This window comes from Saprospiraceae bacterium, from assembly GCA_016716185.1.
Classification (GTDB): Bacteria; Bacteroidota; Bacteroidia; order Chitinophagales; family Saprospiraceae; genus Vicinibacter.
The window spans coordinates 661,869-683,183 of sequence record JADJWV010000002.1 but is presented as its reverse complement, the minus strand read 5'-3'; the positions used below and the strand labels follow the sequence as shown (position 1 = coordinate 683,183).

Genomic DNA, 21,315 nt, shown 5'->3' with positions numbered 1-21,315 from the left:
TAATAAAAAAGGGCCTTCCAATTTGGAAAGCCCTTTTTTATTTGTTGTTGTTTCCTTGTTATTTGGAAACGGTAAACTTCTTGTTGATCAATCCGCCAGTAGTTTTGATCTGGAGGATGTAGTTGCCATTGATCAGGCTGGAAGTGTTCAGCAATTCGTGGTAGCTTCCTTTCTTTTTGAACTCGCTGAAAGGTGCAAACAATACTGATTTTCCATTCTGGTCAAAGACTCTGGCTTCCAGTTGTGTGTCTTCAGGAATCCAGATATCCAATTGCAATTCATCATTGACAGGGTTCGGATAGATTTCAACATTCAGGGATGCATCGCCTTCAACAAGGATGGTAATGATCTTGCTGTAAGTGAATAATCCGTTTCTGTCAACTTGTTTGATTCGGTAATAATAGCGACCTGTTTTAACCACATCGTAATCATCGTGAGCATATTCATGTAAGGCCAGGCTTCCATTTGAATGTGCAGCTAACTGTTCTATGTTTACAAAATCTCTTTCAGACTCATGTCTGCGTTCGACGATGAAATAATCGTTGTTGATCTCAACTCCGGTCGACCAGTTCAATTCCGTGTAGCTACCATTGTAGTGACCATCGAAACTCAACCACTGCAGTGGCAAAGCTGCTGCAACCACACCCGCATCAATATGAGGTCTAACCTCACCTGCCAGGATCTTGTACATTTTGGTAGTACCGTACCCGAAAGTATTGTCGACATCGCTATCGATTTCATCTGCTCCGGCATGTGCTACCGTAAATCCAAGATTTTGTGGTGGCGCGAATTTTACAAAGTAATCTCCCTGCACCATTCCATCCAGCATGAATTTTCCTTCGTTGTCGGAAACAGATTCACTCACCATCGTTCCATCGATCTTGTAAGCAGCAACATGCACATCTTTTACAGGCGGTTCGTTGACATCCTGCAAACCATTGAAGTTGTAATCATGCCATACATGATCTCCGACTATTGATTTGGTTTGGAAACCAGCTCCTATGTAGAGCAACATATCTCCACTCTTCACTGTAAACTTCCTTGTCGTATTCAGACCATTTTCGTGGGAGATATCGCTATCCTTATTCGGATTGTTTCCTTTATATGGATCGGATGCACCCAAATGACCAGGTCTTTCGAATCGTACATAGTACATACCCGGTCTCAGGCATGGAACTTTATAATAACCATCATCAGAAGCTGTGCCCGGTTTAACGCTGGTTGTTAAAGTTGCTATTGTTGCACCACTCATGGCATCGACAATGTAAACCCTCAATCCATTGATACCTTTTTCTTCTGGATCGTATATACCATCCAGATCCTTATCGAACCAGACGTCACCAGAGAGCATAATGCATACCGTAAATCCAGCATCTACTGTTGTGTCATCTTCACCAGGTGACAAATGAGTAGTGGCTGTTGTTCCCGGACCATTGCTTCCATCCAAATCACTATCTCTAAAATCAGCTGCAGTATTAGCCAACGTCGGAATGTAATTTGCTGGTGCTTCAAACTTCAGGTAATAGTCTCCAGGCATTAAATCATCTAATATCCAATATCCTGAAGCATCTGTAACGGTACTTTTCACGATGAGGTTGGTCGCAGCATTGTAAGCAGTTACCTTGACTCCCTGAATTCCAAGTTCTCCGGCTTCCTGGACACCATCGCCATCTTTGTCATCCCAAACAAAGTCTGAGAACGAACCGAGTTTAACAAGACCTGCATCGTAAGTAGTATCTCGTTTACCGGGTTCAATAGTAATACATGGACCTACTCCACCCGCACTTACGTCGCTGTCTTTAGTGTCATCACCACCCTGATCCTGGAAGGTAAATCCATAACCCGGAGGAACTAAACTGAAATCAAATCTGACGAAGTGTTTGTTGAAAGGCAACAAGAAATCGAATAAGTATTTACCATTCGCATCTGTGGTGTCTTTCTTCACTATGGTTGCTGTATTGCAATCGTAAAGAATTGCAATGACGTTTGGCAATCCTGGTTCTCCCGGATCTTGAATGCCATCTCCATCCAAGTCGTCCCAAACTCTATCACCTATAGCTCCTGTGACTTTCACATTTTCAAAATCGTGGTCATCCTCATCTTCATTAACACCTTGGCCGTTGCCATCGATCACATTATCCCAAGGATGATTTTCACCGACTTGTTGTTCCCAGGCACTATTGGTATTTGGTTGACTATCGGCATCATCGTTATCTCTATTCACACCTTGATCATCAAATGCCGACCGTATTTCAGCGCTGTTATCCCAGTCTGTCAAAGTAGGAGATGCAGCAATCTGTACCGTCAGATTCAAAGTAAGCTGAACACTATCTCCAGGATTCAATGAAGCGATGCTATTGTAGACTAAAGTAGGACCAACCAGGCTCCAACCCGGGTTTCCAACTCCGCTAAATGCATATCCTGGTCTGATGTAATCGTTCACCTGAATATTGGTTGCGGTGACGTTACCTTGATTGAAAACGGTTATGGTATATGGCACATTTTCACCAGGTACGTAATACGGTTTTTTGTTTTTCACATATTTTCTCAATGCAAGGTCAAACACAGGTCCGATTGAAGGATCGTGGTCATCTTCATCATTTGGATCGTTGATTGCATCATCTACAGAAGGACCATCGTCATCTTTGGTTCCACCCGGATTGCTATCAAAATCTGTTAATGTATTCCCTAGTGTATCCGTTACAGATTCAATTTCTGCAATATTGTCCCATGATTCCGGATCGTCGAGAATCGGATTCAATATTAAATTGATCGTCACTTTAACACTATCGGAAGGTTTTATTTTACCTGCAATTGTTGTAGAAGCTTCTCTTGTACCAGCATTATATGACCAACCGGGATTGTTCGCAGCAATAAACTGGAATCCGGCAGGTACATAGTCTGTAATCACAGGATTCATTGCAGAAATGCTACCCTGATTGAAAACTGTAATTTCGAATGGTACTGATTCACCATAAGTTAATGGAAGATTGCCTTTGCAAATTTTTCTCAATGCAAGGTCAAAGACATCAAAACCTGCTGGGTCGTGATCATCCTCATTTCCTCCAATGTCTATGGTTGTAATATCGTCATCGCCCGGATCGCCAGGTTCAATCGCCAACTCTGCAGGAGTGTTGGAATTTGGTTTACTATCCAATTCCTCGAAAGTCCGATCATTGCCAGAATTATCCTGATATGATTTCACTTCCGCATAATTAAACCAAGCTTTGTATCCACTGCTCATTGCAACGCGCAATTGAAGCGGAACATTCACGGAAGAATATCGCGGTATGTTTGGAACTGCATTGAATTCCAAAAGTCCCGGATTGATCTGGCTCCATCCCGGTATATTATCTACCGGACTGAATGTAAAACCACTTGGTAGGTAATCGTTCAGTACAACATTTGTAATTGGAATGTTACCCTGATTGAATACTTCCAGATTAAATGTAACCAATTGTCCATACGTATATGGAGTCGGAGTTACTGTTGTTTTACGAATTGCCATATCAATGATATCGATATCTCCACATACGGTATCTATTTCTTCAGGAATACCATCGTTGTTAATGTCGAGTCTGGCCTGATTGAATACACCTTCACCCGATTGCGGAATTCCTGGCGTAGTTTGTCCACACTCTGTATAAACATTATCTCCACCGGAACCTTGCTTAAAGTCAATGGTTGCTTTAACCGTAAGATCGTATACATGGGTAGCGCCAACTGCAATAGATTGATCGTTGGCTAATATCCATGGACCACTTCCTGCTAATGGGCCACCTGCGTTTCCAGGTGCAGTTGAAGCATATGAAGCTGTATTTATGGTCAGGTCATTGTCGAATCCCGGAGCATCGGTCAGGTCGTATTGACCAACAGCGCCGCCAAGATTCTGAACAGTCAATCGGTAATTGATCGTATGCATTCCACCACCCAGTGGCACAATACTCACAATTTCTTTACGAGATACTACATAAGGCAAGTCATCGCAGGTTTCATCGTATTCTTCAGGAATTCCATCATTATTAGAATCCATCGTAGCAAGATTGTATAAACCTTCTCCGCTTGTTGGGTCTCCCGGAGTTGATGATTCGCATGCAGCATAGGTATTGTTTCCACCACTGCTGCTTCTCAGGTCTATCGTAACTTTTACAGTTACAGTATAGGTATGAGTTGCACCGGCATTGATATTTTGATCGTTTGCCAACAACCATGGTCCTGTACCTGCAAGTGCGCCACCGGCATTACCTGGAGCAGTAGAAGTATAATTTGCATTGTTGATTGCAATATCGTCGTCGAAACCAGGGATGTCGTTGAGGTCGTATTGTCCGGTTGCACCACCCAGATTTCTGACGGTAATTGTGTAAGCAACATTGTACATGTGTCCACCAAGATTGGTTATGCTTGCAACAGATTTAGCAGAAGTTACGTATGGTAAATCACCACAAGCCTCATCCACATCTTCCGGAGTACCGTCATTATTAATATCCAGTCTTGCCTGGTTGTACAAGCCTTCTCCAGCTGTGGGATCTCCTGGTGTGCCTTCACCACATTTCACATATCTGTCATCACCTGCACCACCTTCCATTTGAATCGTTACTTTCATCGTGATGGTATAAGTGTGTGTGGCACCTGCTGTAATATTCAGATCATCAGCTAAAGTCCAGGGCCCTGTTCCAGCCAATACTCCACCAACTCCCGGACCTGTAGTTGTAAATGATGCATTGTTGATCACAATGTCATTTTCAAAACCAGGTGCATCCACCAAGTCGTAGATGCCGGTTGCACCTCCAAGGTTTCTGACGGTAAGCTGGTAAACAATAGTGTACATGTTTCCACCCAATGGTGTGATTGAAGTTAATGTCTTTGCATTCACTACATATGGAATATCTCCACATGCTTCTTTGACTTCTTCAGGAATTCCATCATTGTTGGAATCCATTCTCGATTGGTTGTACAATCCTTCTCCGCTTTGTGGATCACCGGGTGTAGCGTTTTCACATTTTGTATAAATGTCGTCACCACCACTTCCGGTTTCAAGATTTAAGGTCACTTTAACCGTGATCGTATAAATGTGCTGTGAGAAAGCGTTGATGTTCTGATCGTTTGCAAGTGTCCATGGACCATTTCCTGCTAAAACTCCACCCGGATTACCCGGAGCTGTTGTAGTGTAAGAAGCTGTTCCAATAGTAATATCATTGTCAAATCCAGGCGCATCCGATAAATCGTATTGTCCGTTTGCACCACCAAGATTTCTCACATCGATGACATAAGTCAGATTGTACATATGACCACCCAGGTTTGAAATTGAAGTCAGTGTTTTTGTTGTTGTCACAAATGGCAGATCTGCACAAACTTCATCCAACTCTTCTGGTGTTCCATCATTGTTGGAATCCATGCTGGATTGGTTGTATAATCCTTCTCCAGGTTCAGGATCGCCAGGCGTATTGTCTCCACAAGCTGTGTAAATATTATTACCGGGACTTGGAGAATTAAGATCTATAGTCACTTTTACAGTAAGTGTATATGTATGTGTGGCGCCTGCATTGATGTTCTGATCATTTGCAAGTGTCCATGGGCCAATTCCAGCTAAAGCACCACCCGGATTTCCAGGAGCTGTCGTTGTATAAGATGCACTACCTATTGTGATATCATCATCAAATCCAGGAGTATCTTTCAAATCGTATTGACCTGTTGCTCCACCAAGATTTCTGATGGTGAGTTGGTAAACCACATTGTACATGTTGCCTCCTAACGGATTTATCGCTGATATCGTTTTTGCAGAAGTCACATAAGGTAAATCTCCGCAAACTTCATCGACATCTTCAGGAGTACCGTCATTATTAATATCCAGTCTTGCCTGGTTGTACAAGCCTTCTCCTGCTGTTGGATCGCCTGGTGTGCCCTCACCACATTTTACATATCTGTCATCACCTGCACCACCTTCCATTTGAATAGTTACTTTCATCGTGATGGTATAAGTGTGTGTGGCACCTGCTGTAATATTCAGATCATCAGCTAAAGTCCAGGGCCCTGTTCCGGCCAATACTCCACCAACTCCCGGACCTGTAGTTGTAAATGATGCATTGTTGATCACAATGTCATTTTCAAAACCAGGTGCATCCACCAAGTCGTAGATGCCGGTTGCACCTCCAAGGTTTCTGACGGTAAGCTGGTAAACAATAGTGTACATATTTCCACCCAATGGAGTGATTGAAGACAAAGTCTTTGCATTCACTACATAAGGAATATCACCACATGCTTCTCTCAGTTCTTCAGGAGTACCATCGTTATTAGAATCCATTCTCGATTGGTTGTATAAACCTTCTCCTGCTGTTGGATCGCCTGGTGTTTGCGTATTGCATTTGGTATAAACATCATCTCCTCCGCTTCCTGCTTCAAGATTCAAAGTTACTTTAACAGTTATGGTATAAACTTGAGCAGAGAATGCTCCAATGGCCTGATCATTTGCTAAAATCCATGGTCCGTTTCCGATAAGAGCTGAACCCGGATTGCCTGGAGCCGTTGAAACAAAAGATGCAGATCCAATTGCGATGTCATTATCAAATCCAGGTACATCGGTCAAATCGTATTGACCTAAAGCACCTCCGAGATTTTGAACTACAATTTCATAAGTCACATTATACATATGACCGCCTAAGGAACTAATGCCTGTTAGTGTCTTCGCTGTTGTCACATATGGTAAATCTCCACAAACCTCATCTGTCTCTTCCGGAATACTATCATTGTTGTTGTCCAATCTGGATTGATTGTACAATCCTTCTCCTGAAGTTGGATCTCCAGGTGTGGTATTTCCACAACGGGTGTATACATTATTTCCTCCACTGGCTGGACTCAAATCAAGAGTCATTTTTGCAGTGATGGTATAAATATGCGTACTACCTACACCAATAGCCTGATCGTTTGCAAGTGTCCATGGTCCTGTTCCGATCAATGAACCACCAGGATTACCAGGGGCATCAGATGCATAGGAAACAGAACTCATTGCGATATCGTCATCCAGACCAGGTTGATCAACCAGATCGTACATTCCCGGAGTACCACCCAGATTCTGAACTCTGATCTGATACTTCACTGTGTACATATTTCCACCAAGTGGTGTAATAGAAGCAATCGACTTATCAGATGTCACATAAGGTACATCGCCACAAGCTTCATCCACATCTTCCGGTATGCCATCATTATTAATATCTAATCTGGCCTGATTGTATAAACCTTCACCTGCTGTTGGGTCGCCTGGTGTTGCGTTTCCACATCTCGTGTAATTGTTATCACCCGGGCTGGCTGGATCCAGATTAATGGTCACTTTTACAGTTAATGTATAAGTGTGCACAGCACCGTTATTAATGTTCTGATCGTTTGCAAGGATCCACGGACCGGATCCGGCTAAAGGACCTCCGGGATTACCTGCTGCATCTGAAAGATAAGATGCAGAGTTGATGGTAATATCATCGTCGAATGTTGGCACATCAGTCAGATCATATGGACCATTGATTCCTCCAAGATTCTGAACCACCATTTTATAAGTAACATTAAACATGTTATTACCCAATGGTGTGACTGAAGTGACTGTTTTACTACTCACGATATATGGTAAGTCACCGCATGTTTTACTGATTTCCTCCGGAGTTCCGTCGTTATTGGAATCCATCCTGGATTCATTAAACAGACCTTCACCACTTCTTGGATCACTTGGATTCACCTGACCGCACTTGGTGTAGATATTATCTCCACCGCTGGCCGGGTTCAGATCCAATGTAACTTTTACTGTGATGAAATAGGTATGCGTTGCACCCTCTAAAATTCCCTGATCATTTGCCAGGGTCCATGGTCCTGTTCCTGCCAAAGCACTTCCGGTATTGCCTGGTGCATTTGATGTATAAGATGCAGAACCAATGGTTATATCATTATCAAATCCGGGTACATCAATCAAATCGTATTGACCTGCAGCTCCACCCAGATTTTTGACATCAATTTTGTAAATAACGTTGTACATGTGACCACCCAGTGAATTGATGGCGCTGATCGTTTTCAAGCTTGTTATGTAAGGGATATCTGTACATATTTCGGAAGTATCTTCCGGAATACCATCGTTATTGATATCCACTCTTGACAAATTATACAAACCTTCTCCACTATTTGGATCGCCCGGATTGGTCGAACCACATTTCGTATAAACATTATCGCCGCCGCTACCCGGAGTAAGATCCAGTGTAACTTTTACGGTAACTGTATAATTGTGAATTCCACCTGAAGGAATGGCCTGATCATTGGCCAAAGTCCATGGTCCATTTCCGGCAAGTGCACTTCCGGCATTACCAGGTGCATCAGAAGCATAGGAAGCAGATCCAATTGCAAAATCATTATCAAAACCAGGAACATCAGTCAAATCATATTGACCATTTGCACCTCCGATATTTCTGACAACGATGTTGTATTTAACATTGAACATATTACCACCAAGAGGAGTAAGGCTGTTTACAGTTTTCGTATTGATGATGTATGGAAGATCACCACATGCTTCTTTAATTTCTTCCGGAGTTCCATCATTGTTGGAATCCATTCTGGATTGATTGTACAATCCCTCACCTGCAGACGGATCGCCTGGAATAGCATTTCCACAAGCTGTGTAAATATTATCCCCGGAAGTACCGGTTCTCAAATCCAAAGTGACTTTCACGGTTAAAGTGTAGGTATGAATTGAACCAATACCTATCACCTGATCATTTGCAAGTGTCCATGGTCCTGTACCTGCGAGGCCTCCACCCGGATTACCAGGTGCTGTTGATCCGTAAGAAGCGGATACAATGGTAATATCATTATCAAATCCAGGAGCATCGCTTAAATCATAAGTACCGTTTGCTCCACCGAGGTTTCTGACTACGATGGAATAAGTAACGTTGTACATATTTCCACCCAGATTATTGATGCTGGAAATAGTTTTTGTTGAAGTTACATACGGAAGGTCACCACAAACCTCATCGGTATCTTCAGGGATTCCATCGTTGTTTGAATCCAGTTTGGATTGGTTATATAAACCTTCTCCACTTTGAGGATCGCCTGGGTTCACAGCTCCACATTTGGTGTAACTGTCATCGCCACCACTTCCAGGATTGAGATCCAGAGTCACCTTCACTACGAGCGTATAGGTATGTATTGAACCTACTGAAATAGCCTGGTCATTTGCCAACAACCAAGGTCCAATTCCTGCCAACGGCCCTCCAAGATTTCCAGGAGCTGTAGACGTATAAGAAGCCGAACCAATGGTAATGTCGTTATCAAATCCAGGAACATCATTTAAATCGTATTGACCAGCAACACCTCCAAGATTTCTAACTACAATTGAATAGGTAACATTGTACATATTTCCTCCCAATGGTGCAATGGAAGTAATTGTTTTGCTTGCAGAGACATAAGGAATATCTCCACAGGCTTCTTTGGTTTCTTCAGCAATTCCATCGTTGTTGGAATCCAGTCTGGATTGGTTATACAAACCCTCTCCACTAGCCGGATCACCCGGAGTCGTATTTCCGCATTTCGTATATATATTATCACCACCTGAACCAGGTTCGAGATTTAAAGTGATATTTACTGTAATGGTATAGGTATGACCTGCACCTGCAGTAATGGCCTGATCGTTAGCAAGTATCCATGGAGAACCCGCTAATGCACCACCCGGATTACCCGGAGCCGTTGTGGTATAACTTGCACTGTTGATACTGATGTCATTGTCAAATCCCGGAATATCTGTTAAATCGTATTGTCCGTTTACAGCTCCCAGATTTTGTACAGTCAGATTATAAGTTACATTATATGTATTGCCACCAAGCGGAACAATTGCTCCAATGGTCTTCGTTGAAGTGATGTAAGGAAGATCTCCACACACCTCATCAATATCTTCCGGAACTCCATCGTTGTTTGTATCCATTCTGGATTGGTTATATAAACCTTCTCCACTTTGAGGATCACCCGGAGTTGCCGATCCGCATTTTGTATAGACATTATCTCCACCCGATCCCGGATTTAAATCAATGGTCACCTTAACAGTGATGGTATATGTATGATTCACTCCGGCAGCTATGGATTGATCATTGGCCAAGGTCCATGGTCCGCTGCCTGCAAGAGAACCTCCTGAATTGCCAGGGGCATCAGAAGCATAAGAAGCTGTATTGATAGTAATATCATTATCAAATCCTGGTAAATCGGTAAGATCATATTGACCAGCAGCACCCCCTGAGTTGGAAGCAACGATTTGATATTTAACTTCAAACATATTTCCACCCAATGCAGTAATGCTTGAGATGGTCTTCGTGGTAGTCACATAAGGCAAATCACCACATGCTTCTCTGATATCTTCAGGAATTCCGTCATTGTTGGTATCCATTCTGGACTGGTTGTACAATCCTTCTCCACTTTGGGGATCTCCTGGTGTGGAAGCACCACATTTTGTATAAGTATTGTTGCCTCCACTTCCTGCAGATAAATCTATAGTTACTTTAACAGTTAAAGTATAAGTATGCGTTGTGCCAACATTTATATTTTGATCATTGGCCAAGGTCCATGGTCCTGTACCTGCCAAAGCACTACCTCCGTTGCCCGGAGCATTGGAAGTGTATGATGCCGAATTAATGGTAATATCATCGTCAAATCCAGGAACGTCAGAAAGATCATATTGTCCGACGGCACCTCCCAGATTTTGTACAGTAATCGTATAATTTACATTATACATATTTCCACCCAAATCTGTTTTTGATGTAAAGGATTTGGTTGTAATGATATAAGGCAGATCTCCACATGCTTTCTTCGTTTCTTCAGGAGTTCCATCATTATTTGAATCCATTCTGGATTCATTATATAATCCTTCTCCTGCTGTTGGGTTCCCAGGAGTTGTATTTCCACATTTTGTATAAATATTATTGCCACCGGATCCGACAGAGAGATCTAAAGTAACCTTAACAACCAGGGTAAAAGTGTGTGTTGCACCCGCAAGAATATTCTGATCATTGGCCAAGGTCCATGGTCCTGAACCTGCAAGGGCTCCACCCGGGTTACCAGGCGCATTCGTTGTAAATGAAGCCGAACCTATGGTAATATCATCATCAAAAGCCGGAACATCGATCAAATCGTATTGACCAGCAGTAGCTCCGAGATTCTGTACCGTCATGGTATAGGTCACATTATACATGTTGCCTCCCAGTGGTGCGATCGTTGTAAGCGTCTTTGCACTGGTGATGTATGGTACATCTGCACAAACTTCACTTGTATCTTCCGGAATTCCATCATTGTTGATATCAACTCTGGCGCGATTGTACAATCCTTCGCCTGATGTTGGATCTCCGGGTGTAGCGCTGCCACAACTTGTATAAATATTATCACCACCACTTCCGGGTGTTAAATCCAAAGTGACTTTAACAACAACCATGTATGTATGTGTAGCACCTGCCAATATGGCCTGATCGTTGGCTAATGTCCAAGGACCGGTACCCGCCAAAGCGGTACCTGGATTGCCAGGAGCATTGGATGTATAGGATGCACTGTTGATTGCAAAATCGTTATCAAATCCTGGTGCATCCACCAGATCGTATTGCCCATTCGCTCCTCCTGAGTTTAAAACAGTAATGTTGTATGTTACATTAAACATATTTCCACCAAGAGGTGCAACATTGTTTACTGTTTTTACCGTAGTGATGTAAGGAAGATCACCACATGCTTTTTTTGTTTCTTCCGGAGTTCCATCGTTGTTGGAATCCATAGTAGATTGGTTATACAATCCTTCTCCTGCCTGAGGATCTCCCGGGTTGGTATTTCCACATTTGGTGTAAACATTGTTTCCTCCTGATCCCGTTTTCAAATCCAAGGTTACTTTAACTACAAGCGTATAGGTATGTGTTGCGCCGCTAAGGATAGCCTGATCATTTGCAAGTACCCATGGTCCGCTTCCGGCTAAAGCACTTCCTGGATTTCCAGGAGCATTCGAAATATAAGAAGAAGTATTGATCGCGATATCGTCGTCAAATGCTGGAGCATCGTTCAAATCGTATTGTCCGTTTGCCCCACCCAGATTTTGAACCGTGATGGTATAAGTTACATTGTACATGTTTCCACCTAAATTCGAAATCGTAGTAAGGGATTTGTTGGTTGTGATGTAAGGAAGATCACCGCAAGCTTCTTTGGTTTCTTCAGCAACCCCATCGTCATTGGTGTCGATGCTTGCCTGATTGTATAAACCTTCACTGCTTACCGGATCGCCTGGTATAGTCGCACCGCATTTCTTGTACACATTATTTCCGCCACTAGCTGCAGAAAGATCAAGTGTTACCTTGACTACTAAGGTATAGGTATGAATTGCACCTGTAAGGATGGCCTGATTATTTGCCAACGTCCAGGGTCCGTTACCTGCTAAAGCGTTACCCGGATTTCCTGGTGCATTGGATGTAAATGATGCATTGTTGATTGTGATATCATCATCAAATCCTGGAGTGTCTGTGAAGTCGTATTGCCCATTTTTACCACCAATATTTTGTGCAACCAATGTGTACGTAACATTGTACATGTTACCACCCAATGGACTAACACTTGTGAGTGTTTTGGTCAGGGTAATGTAAGGTACATCATCACATACTTCACTGGTGTCTTCCGGAATACCATCGTTGTTTGAATCAACAGTAGACTTGTTGTAAAGTCCTTCACCGCTTTGCGGATCGCCAGGATTGGTATTTCCGCACTTGGTATAAATATTATTTCCTCCACTGCCAACAGTAAGATCTAAAGTTACTTTAACAGTTAAGGAATATGTATGGATTCCACCGCTGACAATGGTTTGATCATTCGCCAATGTCCATGGACCATTTCCAACCAATGTCAGACCCGGATTACCAGGAGCATTGGAAGTATAAGCTGCATTGTTGATCGCAAAATCATCGTCAAATCCGGGAGCATCTACCAGATCGTATATACCTGCAACGCCACCAAGATTTCTAACCTGAATTTGGTAAACCACATTATACATATTGCCACCAAGAGCAGTGATACTGGCTACTGATTTAGTATTTACGATATATGGAACATCTGTACATGCTTCTTTTGTTTCTTCCGGAGTTCCATCGTTATTCATATCCATTCTGGACTGATTGTACAATCCTTCACCGGATTGAGGATCACCTGGAGTTGCGGTTCCACATTTTACATAAACATTATCTCCACCGCTGGTCGCACGCAAATCCAGAGTTACTTTTACGGTAAGTGTGTAGGTATGTGTAGCTCCTACACTTATATTTTGATCGTTAGCTAAAGTCCAGGGACCCGTTCCTGCTAAGGCGCCACCGGGATTTCCGGGAGCATTGGTCGTAAAGCTTGCACTTCCGATCGTAAAGTCATCATCAAATCCAGGTACATCAATTAAATCGTATTGACCGGATGCACCACCAATATTTTGTGCTGTGATCGAATAAATCACATTGTACATATTATTTCCAAGTGCAACAATTCCAGATACAGATTTCGTAGTTGTGATGTAAGGCAAATCACCACAGGCCTCATCTGTTTCGTCTGCAGTACCATCATCATTGGTATCCATTAAAGACTGATTGTACAAACCTTCACCACTTGCCGGATCTCCGGGAGTGTTTGCTCCACATTTTGTATAAACATTATTTCCACCTCCTCCTATGAGGTCTATTGTAACTTTTACGGTTAATGTATAAGTATGTGTGGCTCCGGAAGTGATCAATTGATTACCTGCCAGAACCCACGGTCCTGTACCTGCCAAAGCACCTCCCGCATTTCCGGGTGCAGTTGATGTATAAGACGCATTCCCTATGGAAATATCACTATCAAAACCTGGGGCATCTGTGAGGTCATAATGACCATCTACTCCACCAAGATTCTTCACGGTAATTGTATAATTTACATTATACATATGGCCGCCTAATGGACTGATTGAAGCAACCGCTTTAGTCATATCCAGATAAGGAATATCACCACAAGCTTCTTTGGACTCTTCAGGATTGCCGTCATTATTGGTATCCAATCTGGATTCGTTGTATAATCCTTCGCCAGGAGCCGGATTTCCCGGTGTTGCTACTCCACATTTGGTATATACGTTGTTACCCCCGCTGGCTGCTGAGAGATCAATACTTACATTTACTGTTAAGGTATAGGTATGTGTTGCCCCTGTTAAAATAGCCTGGTCATTTGCCAGTGTCCATGGACCGCTGCCTGCGAGTGCTCCTCCGGGATTTCCAGGAGCGTTGGTCGTGAACGATGCACTGGTAATAGATATATCGTCGTCAAATGCCGGAACATCTTTTAAGTCGTACTGTCCATTTCCACCACTATTGCTTACAGAAATGGTATAGACTACTGAAAAACTATGTGCACCTGTTTGTGTTGCAGATACAAAACTTTTTGAATGAGTAATGATCGGCTGACAATTTGCCGGAGCCGTATAATTTGTACTTTTTGAACATTGTGAACCGCCGCTGAAAACAGCATTGACGGTATGTACGGCACCATCGGCGGTCAAGCCATTGATCACGTAATTCGTAGGTGATGAGAAAGGTGCATTGAATACCTGTTGGTTAGCTCCAATGCTCACTGTTAAAGTACCCGATCCTGGAGGATTGAGTAAAGTCAATGATCCTGTAACACTGTATGTGTTTGTTGCAGGATTACATGCTCCTGGAATTGCGGTCATGGCACTGATACCTTGTTCCTGGACAGTACCACTTGCCGTATTTGAACAATTGTTGTTATCTTCCACAGTAACTGTATAGCTGCCACTTGAAAGACTGGTAATGGTTGCAGAATTGCCACCATTACTCCAATCGTATGAAAAAGGACCCGAGCCTCCCACAACTACGGCAGTTGCCGTTCCGTTGCTAAACCCAATACATGCCGGAGTAGTCGTTACAGAAACCCCTGGCTTTGGGTTAACAGTGACATCGACTGTAAATGCCAAACCTACACATCCGTTGGATGAAGTTGGAATGACTGTATATCTTACAACACCAGCATTATTATTTGTGGTGTTTGTTAAAGTTTGTGAAATGCTGGTACCGCAAGCGCCCGCACAATTACTGAATCCTGTAATGGTTGCACCGGATTGTTGCGCAGCTGTCCATGTGAACGTTGTTCCGGCAGCTGTAGAATTTAAACTAACAGATGTTGTTGCTCCGCTGCAAATGGTTTGAGGAGAAGCAGAACCCACAGGTTTTGGATTCACTGTAACATCAACATTAAATGGCGTGCCTGCACAACCATTCGTTGAAGTTGGTGTAATGGTATATCTGACAACACCAGGAGTAGAATTGCTGGTATTTGTGAGGATTTGTGAAATGGTAGAACCACAAGCTGCAGCACAATTCGAGAATCCTGTAATCGTAGAACCCGAAAACTGAGCAGCAGTCCAGGTAAATGAACCCGACACGGACGAGCTTAAACTAACACTTGTTGTTCCGCCGCTGCAAATTGATTGATTTGAGCCTGAACCCACAGGTATTGGATGTACTGTGACATCCACTGTAAAGGTGTTGCCCACACAACCGTTCGGTGCGGTTGGAGTTACTGTATATCTGACTACGCCTGAAGCGTTATTTGTAGTATTGGTTAGAGTTTGGGAAATCGTTGTTCCACAAGATGAATTACAATTGCTGAACCCTGTGATGGTGGCACCTGACTGTTGTGCCGCTGTCCATGTGAATGTTGTACCGGGAACAGTTGAATTCAAACTAACACTTGTTGTTGTTCCGCTGCAAATTGATTGCGGAGATGCAGATCCTACAGGGCCTTTGGAAACGACCACTGCGGCTGTATCGGTACAACTGCCTACGGTCCATATATATAAATACGTACCTTCTCCCGCAAAATTATTGATTGTAGTCGTCGGGGAAGAAGCAGTGACTATAGTCGAACTTTGATTGGATGGATGTGCGGTCCAAGTTCCTGAACCGGTCGCACTCATACTTGTAGATCCACCCGGGAATGAAACCACACAGCTTACATTCTTATCACCTCCGGCTTGAGGTTTAGCGGTCACGACAATAGTAGCTGTGTCGGCACAGTTGCTGTTATTCGTCCAAATAAATGAATAACTACCGGAAGTGGTAAAGTCAGTAATGGTTGTACTTGGAGAATTTGGTGAAGTAATGGTTGCCGTACCGGGATTTCCAGCAGCAGCACTCCATGTACCAACCCCTGTAGCGCCCATGGTTGCAGATCCACCCGGGAATGCTGCAACGCAATTTACACTTTGATTTCCACCTGCATTTGGTTTTGCAGTCACAGTCACCAAAGCAGTATCTTTTGCACAAGCTGTGGCATTTGTCCAAACAAACGCATAGGTGCCAGCAGCACTAAAATTAGTTATTGTTGTAGTGGCCGAACTACTGTTCGTTATTGTGGCAGTACCCGGGTTTCCGGCTGCAGCACTCCATGTGCCTGTTCCGCTTGCTGCCATGGTAGCAGAACCCCCAGGAAAATTTGCTACACAATCGACATCTTTATCTGCACCAGCTTTAGGTTTGACACAAATGTAGTAATCTTCAACTTCGCCATTTTCAGCACTTTCAGTTGATCTTTCATCCAAACCACCTGTCGTGTTGTCATCCGACAATGCATCAGTCGTTAATCTTATTCTTAGATATTGATTGGAAGGGTTTCCACTTACAGTAATTCCCGACCAGGTTAAAGTTTTTGAACCTGTAAATCCGTTGGCGACTGATGTAGTTGCAATTTCATTGTTGTCAAAATTGCCATCGTTGTTGAAGTCGATCCAACCATATAAAGTTGCAAGGAGCCCCGTTGTATTATTTATGTTATCTACTGTAACACTGATGTTCTGAGGCCCACCTGATTGATAAACCGGAAAAACTGAAATTCCATCTTCATCATCAATTCCGGAATTGTCATCGCCATTTGCATTGACTCCGGGGGTTGCTGCAGCTTCCTGATCCAAAGTACCAATGCTGATATGTGCACAATCCAGGATATGCGAAGGTGTACCATAAGAAGAAGGAGCATCTGAATAATCCGTTTCAAATAATGATGTAAACGTAACGCCAAACAGCAAATGGGTGTCGTCGGAACTAGGATTGGAATGGTTGGTTTTGACTTGATCAAAACCTGTGCCCCCAACAACAGCCGGTGTATGGCTTGCACTGTGTGTGGTTGTTCCTACATAGATATTTGCACCTTTTACCCATAAATGGTTACCACCTCTTGGAGCACCGGTATCTCCCAGATAGTCATTGTATTGACCTCCAATATTGGTTGCAAATTGCAATGTGGTCATGTTTGAGCTAAAAGTTGCAAAATACATATCCAGACCACCATTGTTTGTGGCATCGTAAAACGGATCGCCATTGATATTAACGGTTGGAATTCCAGACTCACATGTTCCGAAAACCAATAAGAAGGATTCTTCAGTTCCATCGCACTTAGTTTGTGTAACCTTTTGGATACCACTTCCCAAATCATCGCCACTACCTCCAAAAAATGTTGCTTTCCAGCTACCGCTTCCGCCAACATCGCTAACTGCTCCAACAATGACATCCAAGCCGCCATTATGAGAAACATCATAAGCACCTGCTGAAGTTGGAAATCCATCATCAGAAGATCCAGTCCAGAAAATGGTACTGGTATTCAACTCACAATCGTTAATCTGATCATCTCCGGCACCTCCTACTTCATCCAAATAATTAAATGCCGAACCTGTACTTGTAAGTACCCCAATAATACCATCGAAATCCGAACCCGTTGATCTCGAAGCCGCACTATTGACCTCAGTCAAAGAGCCGGTACCTCTACCCCCAAATGCTATCCTTCCATCAGCAAACAATTCAATGTCATTGATCACTTCAGTTCCTGAGCCCCCGACATAAGTACCAAAACTCAAAGTATTTAAGCTTGAGAATTTTGCAATATACATATCACTGCCACCTCCAAATGTAGTTTGAGCAGCTCCTCCCGAAATATAAGAACCTGGTAATGCAGCTTCTGCAGTCAATCCGCAAACAAATGTATTGTCATCAATAGCACGTATGGAGGTCACACCTAAATCTTCACTACCCGTTCCTCCTAAGTAGGTAGCATAAACCAGCGTACTGAGGTTTTTAGTAAATACGGCAACAAATCCGTCATTAGCGTCTTCTGTATTGTCAAAAGCATTGACGGTCATAGGCAATCCACTAACAGTTGTTCTTCCTCCTATGAATACTCTATTGTTCGACAAACTTAAACCATAAGCAACAACAGTCTCTGATCCAGACACCGAACTCGGACCATACATCGTAAGATCCACGAGATCAGAACCCGTACTGTTAACCCGGTAAACCACGGCTACCCTGGGAGTTGCACCTGTTCCAAATCCGCTTATTGAATTTAAATACCCATCTGCATCATATGGTGGTGAACTGGTTGGTATATTTCTGTTGGTAGCTCCTCCGCAATAAACCATACCATCTGTAGGATCGACCTGAATGGCAAATAAATACTGATCAAAATCAGGATCGTTGCCATCAATAAAAGTACCCCAGGATAAAACGGGGTCTATAACAGTTGGATAGGCGGGATTCAGTTCAGATTTTGTATGGAATCCAATCACGTTGCCGGATTGCTTTCTAAAAGAAAAATCTACCAGTTTCTTTCCTTCCGGAGTGACCTGATAGCATTCCGGGATGTGAAATTTTACATCCGTAAATTTCAAACCCACATTCAGGTTGCCATCTCCATCGACATTCAATGCATTTTGTCCTGTAAATCGAAGTTTAATATTTTCAAAAGATGCACCGGGATCCATGATCCAGTCAAACTCGAGACTTCCATCTTCTGCACTATACAATCGGAGGTCAATTCCTGGATAGACATCTTTTAATGTAATGTCTTTTGCAGCCCTAACTCCCGTAGCCCACTTTTTCTCGTCATTTCCTATGATATAGTTATATTTTGTACTGAACTGGTTACCCAACTCAACTCCGGGTGATAAACTCCCCTCGTCAAAGTACATACTAAAGCTATGTTGTCCGATGTCTATACTCTCATCCTCCTTAACAATTTGATCTCCAAGTTTTTCTCCGGCTTTGATCACTGCTTTCTCTTTTGCAATAAAACGCAAACGATTTTTTTCAATGATCACAGTTCCTTGTTTTCCATTCAGGTAAAACAAAGCATTCGGATTATCGTATTGACCTTTGTTTTCGACAAAACGAAGAACCTCAGCATTTTTCTTCAGCGTTTCCTTCACTTTAGTCTCCATAGGATTCTCAGCCAATACTTGCGCCTGCAATGAGGATTGCGCAATAAATCCAAAAAGAGCAAAACCAATAAATACAATAGTAAACTTTTTCATTTGAATATAGGAGTTAATGTTTGAATTAAAATGGATTGGAACAGCCGGCACCTCGACATGGGACAGAGGTGTATCTGATGTTTTGAAAAAGCGTTTAACAAGAAACGCTTCTATGTATTTAAATAAATTGAAAAGTCCTGTAAGGAAATACAGCAGACTAAAAAGCAAGAGCACACCTGCAAAAAAAGCAGTGAACAATCCTGCATCAAAAAATTTACTGTTGAATGGATGGGTAAAATCGGATAGGCTTGCGGTAAGGCTCCCCGAAATCACAAAGGAAAGGAGGAACAATACAATGCCCAGACGCAAAAAATGCGTTGTTGTAGTTTTCATATAAGAGACTTTTCAGTTCAGTCTATTGGAATCCGTTACTCATCTCCTCTTTGTACTTTTCCCCAACGGATTCAATTCGCGGAATTATGAAATCAAATATTGTACCAAAAACAACCGACCATATCATCTCCACATGGTACTTTTCATCGAATTTCACAAACCCGTGCAAACATAATTACATATTATTATTTTTTATAATATAAAACATATAATTTTTTATATTCATTTATATATAAATATTTATAAGCAATTTATATATTTATTTATTTTATATATTTTTATATTACATAATTTAATCATATTTAAATCATAATTATTTTATATGTAAATGGATGATCTTCATACATTTTGGAGACAACCCAGGTTTTACTATGAGGATAGCGTACAGCCATCCAATTTGCTGAAAACCCTTCTCGATTTCTAGTTCTCCCGAAATCATTATGTTTTGTAAATTTTAAGAATAAAAGCCGGAGGTTTACTACGTGTCGGTCCAAATTCGAGTAATCTGGCCATTCAAGTATATGCGATTGCTGGTAAAGACCACTGACCGTGCAATACACACACTGCACATAGCGTATCAGGTATGTGAGCATACCTCCCTGAATCCTTTTCGGAATGCGTATAGTTTTCATTGTAGACCTCGATTCCCAAATCACAGTCATCTTTATTCCATACCAATCATCAACAATCAAGTGTAATCCTGAATCCGAACTAAAGTTCAGATGGTGTAGATCCCAAGAAGTTTGATGAATTGGTTGTAATAAAATTTCCAGACCTGGAATAGCAGCAAACTTAATTGAAATCTTAAAATTTATTCTACGCCTTTAGATACTCCAAATAAATATCTACTTATGACAGGAACTTGAGAATTGTAATTCCAATTCTTTAGCGGAGCTATATATGAACTGATCATATATTCAAAAAATAGAATTATGATAAATCACCTTTTGGGTAGTGATCATTAGCACACCAAATTTCATCAATCGCAAAATGAAACCCTACTCATACCTTAAGTTAATAGCTTAAAATTTCAAATGAATGCCCCATCAACGCATGGAGTATTCAATATGAATAGCCCGCTTTGCACTGGCATCCAATGCTGCTTCCTTTAATGCTTCCGAAAAAGTGGGATGTGCGTGGCAAATTATGGCCATGTCTTTGGTGTGAATGCCACAACTGGATTGTAAAACGAATAAAACTTATATTTGACTTCTCTTCCAAACATTTATTTGCTGTTCAAATTCCAATTTAAAAATTCATTCAAACAAATCTTATACTCCCATTTAATGAATAATTAAACAAAGCTGATTGTATATATTATCCATAAAAGGATAGCCTGAATTTATTTCCTTTGTACATTCAAGAATATCTCCGATAAACCGCTTCCACCAATTATCATCATGAAAATTCTCCATAGAAATTCCATATTGTTATTTATTTGTTCATTACCCAAAGAGTTTATACCTTTATAAAAAATACAAGATCAGATTGGACCGGCAATTTGAAAAACCATTCCATCATCCCCGGATATTTTGGGATGTCGATTACGTTCATCTTGACTTTGAAAAGTATGCTCCATTCATTATAGAAAGGGTGTTTTCGCATGGCGATGTGGAGGA

General features: G+C 42.1%; 1 protein-coding gene. It reads right to left on the bottom strand.

Annotated elements, in window-relative coordinates:
* Positions 1 to 58 precede the first annotated feature (58 nt).
* Positions 59 to 19,696 carry a DUF11 domain-containing protein gene (locus IPM34_04520; protein ID MBK8954807.1) on the bottom strand — a complete coding sequence of 6,546 codons (19,638 nt, stop codon included), beginning with the start codon at positions 19,694 to 19,696 and terminating at the stop codon, positions 59 to 61.
* Positions 19,697 to 21,315: the final 1,619 nt, after the last annotated feature.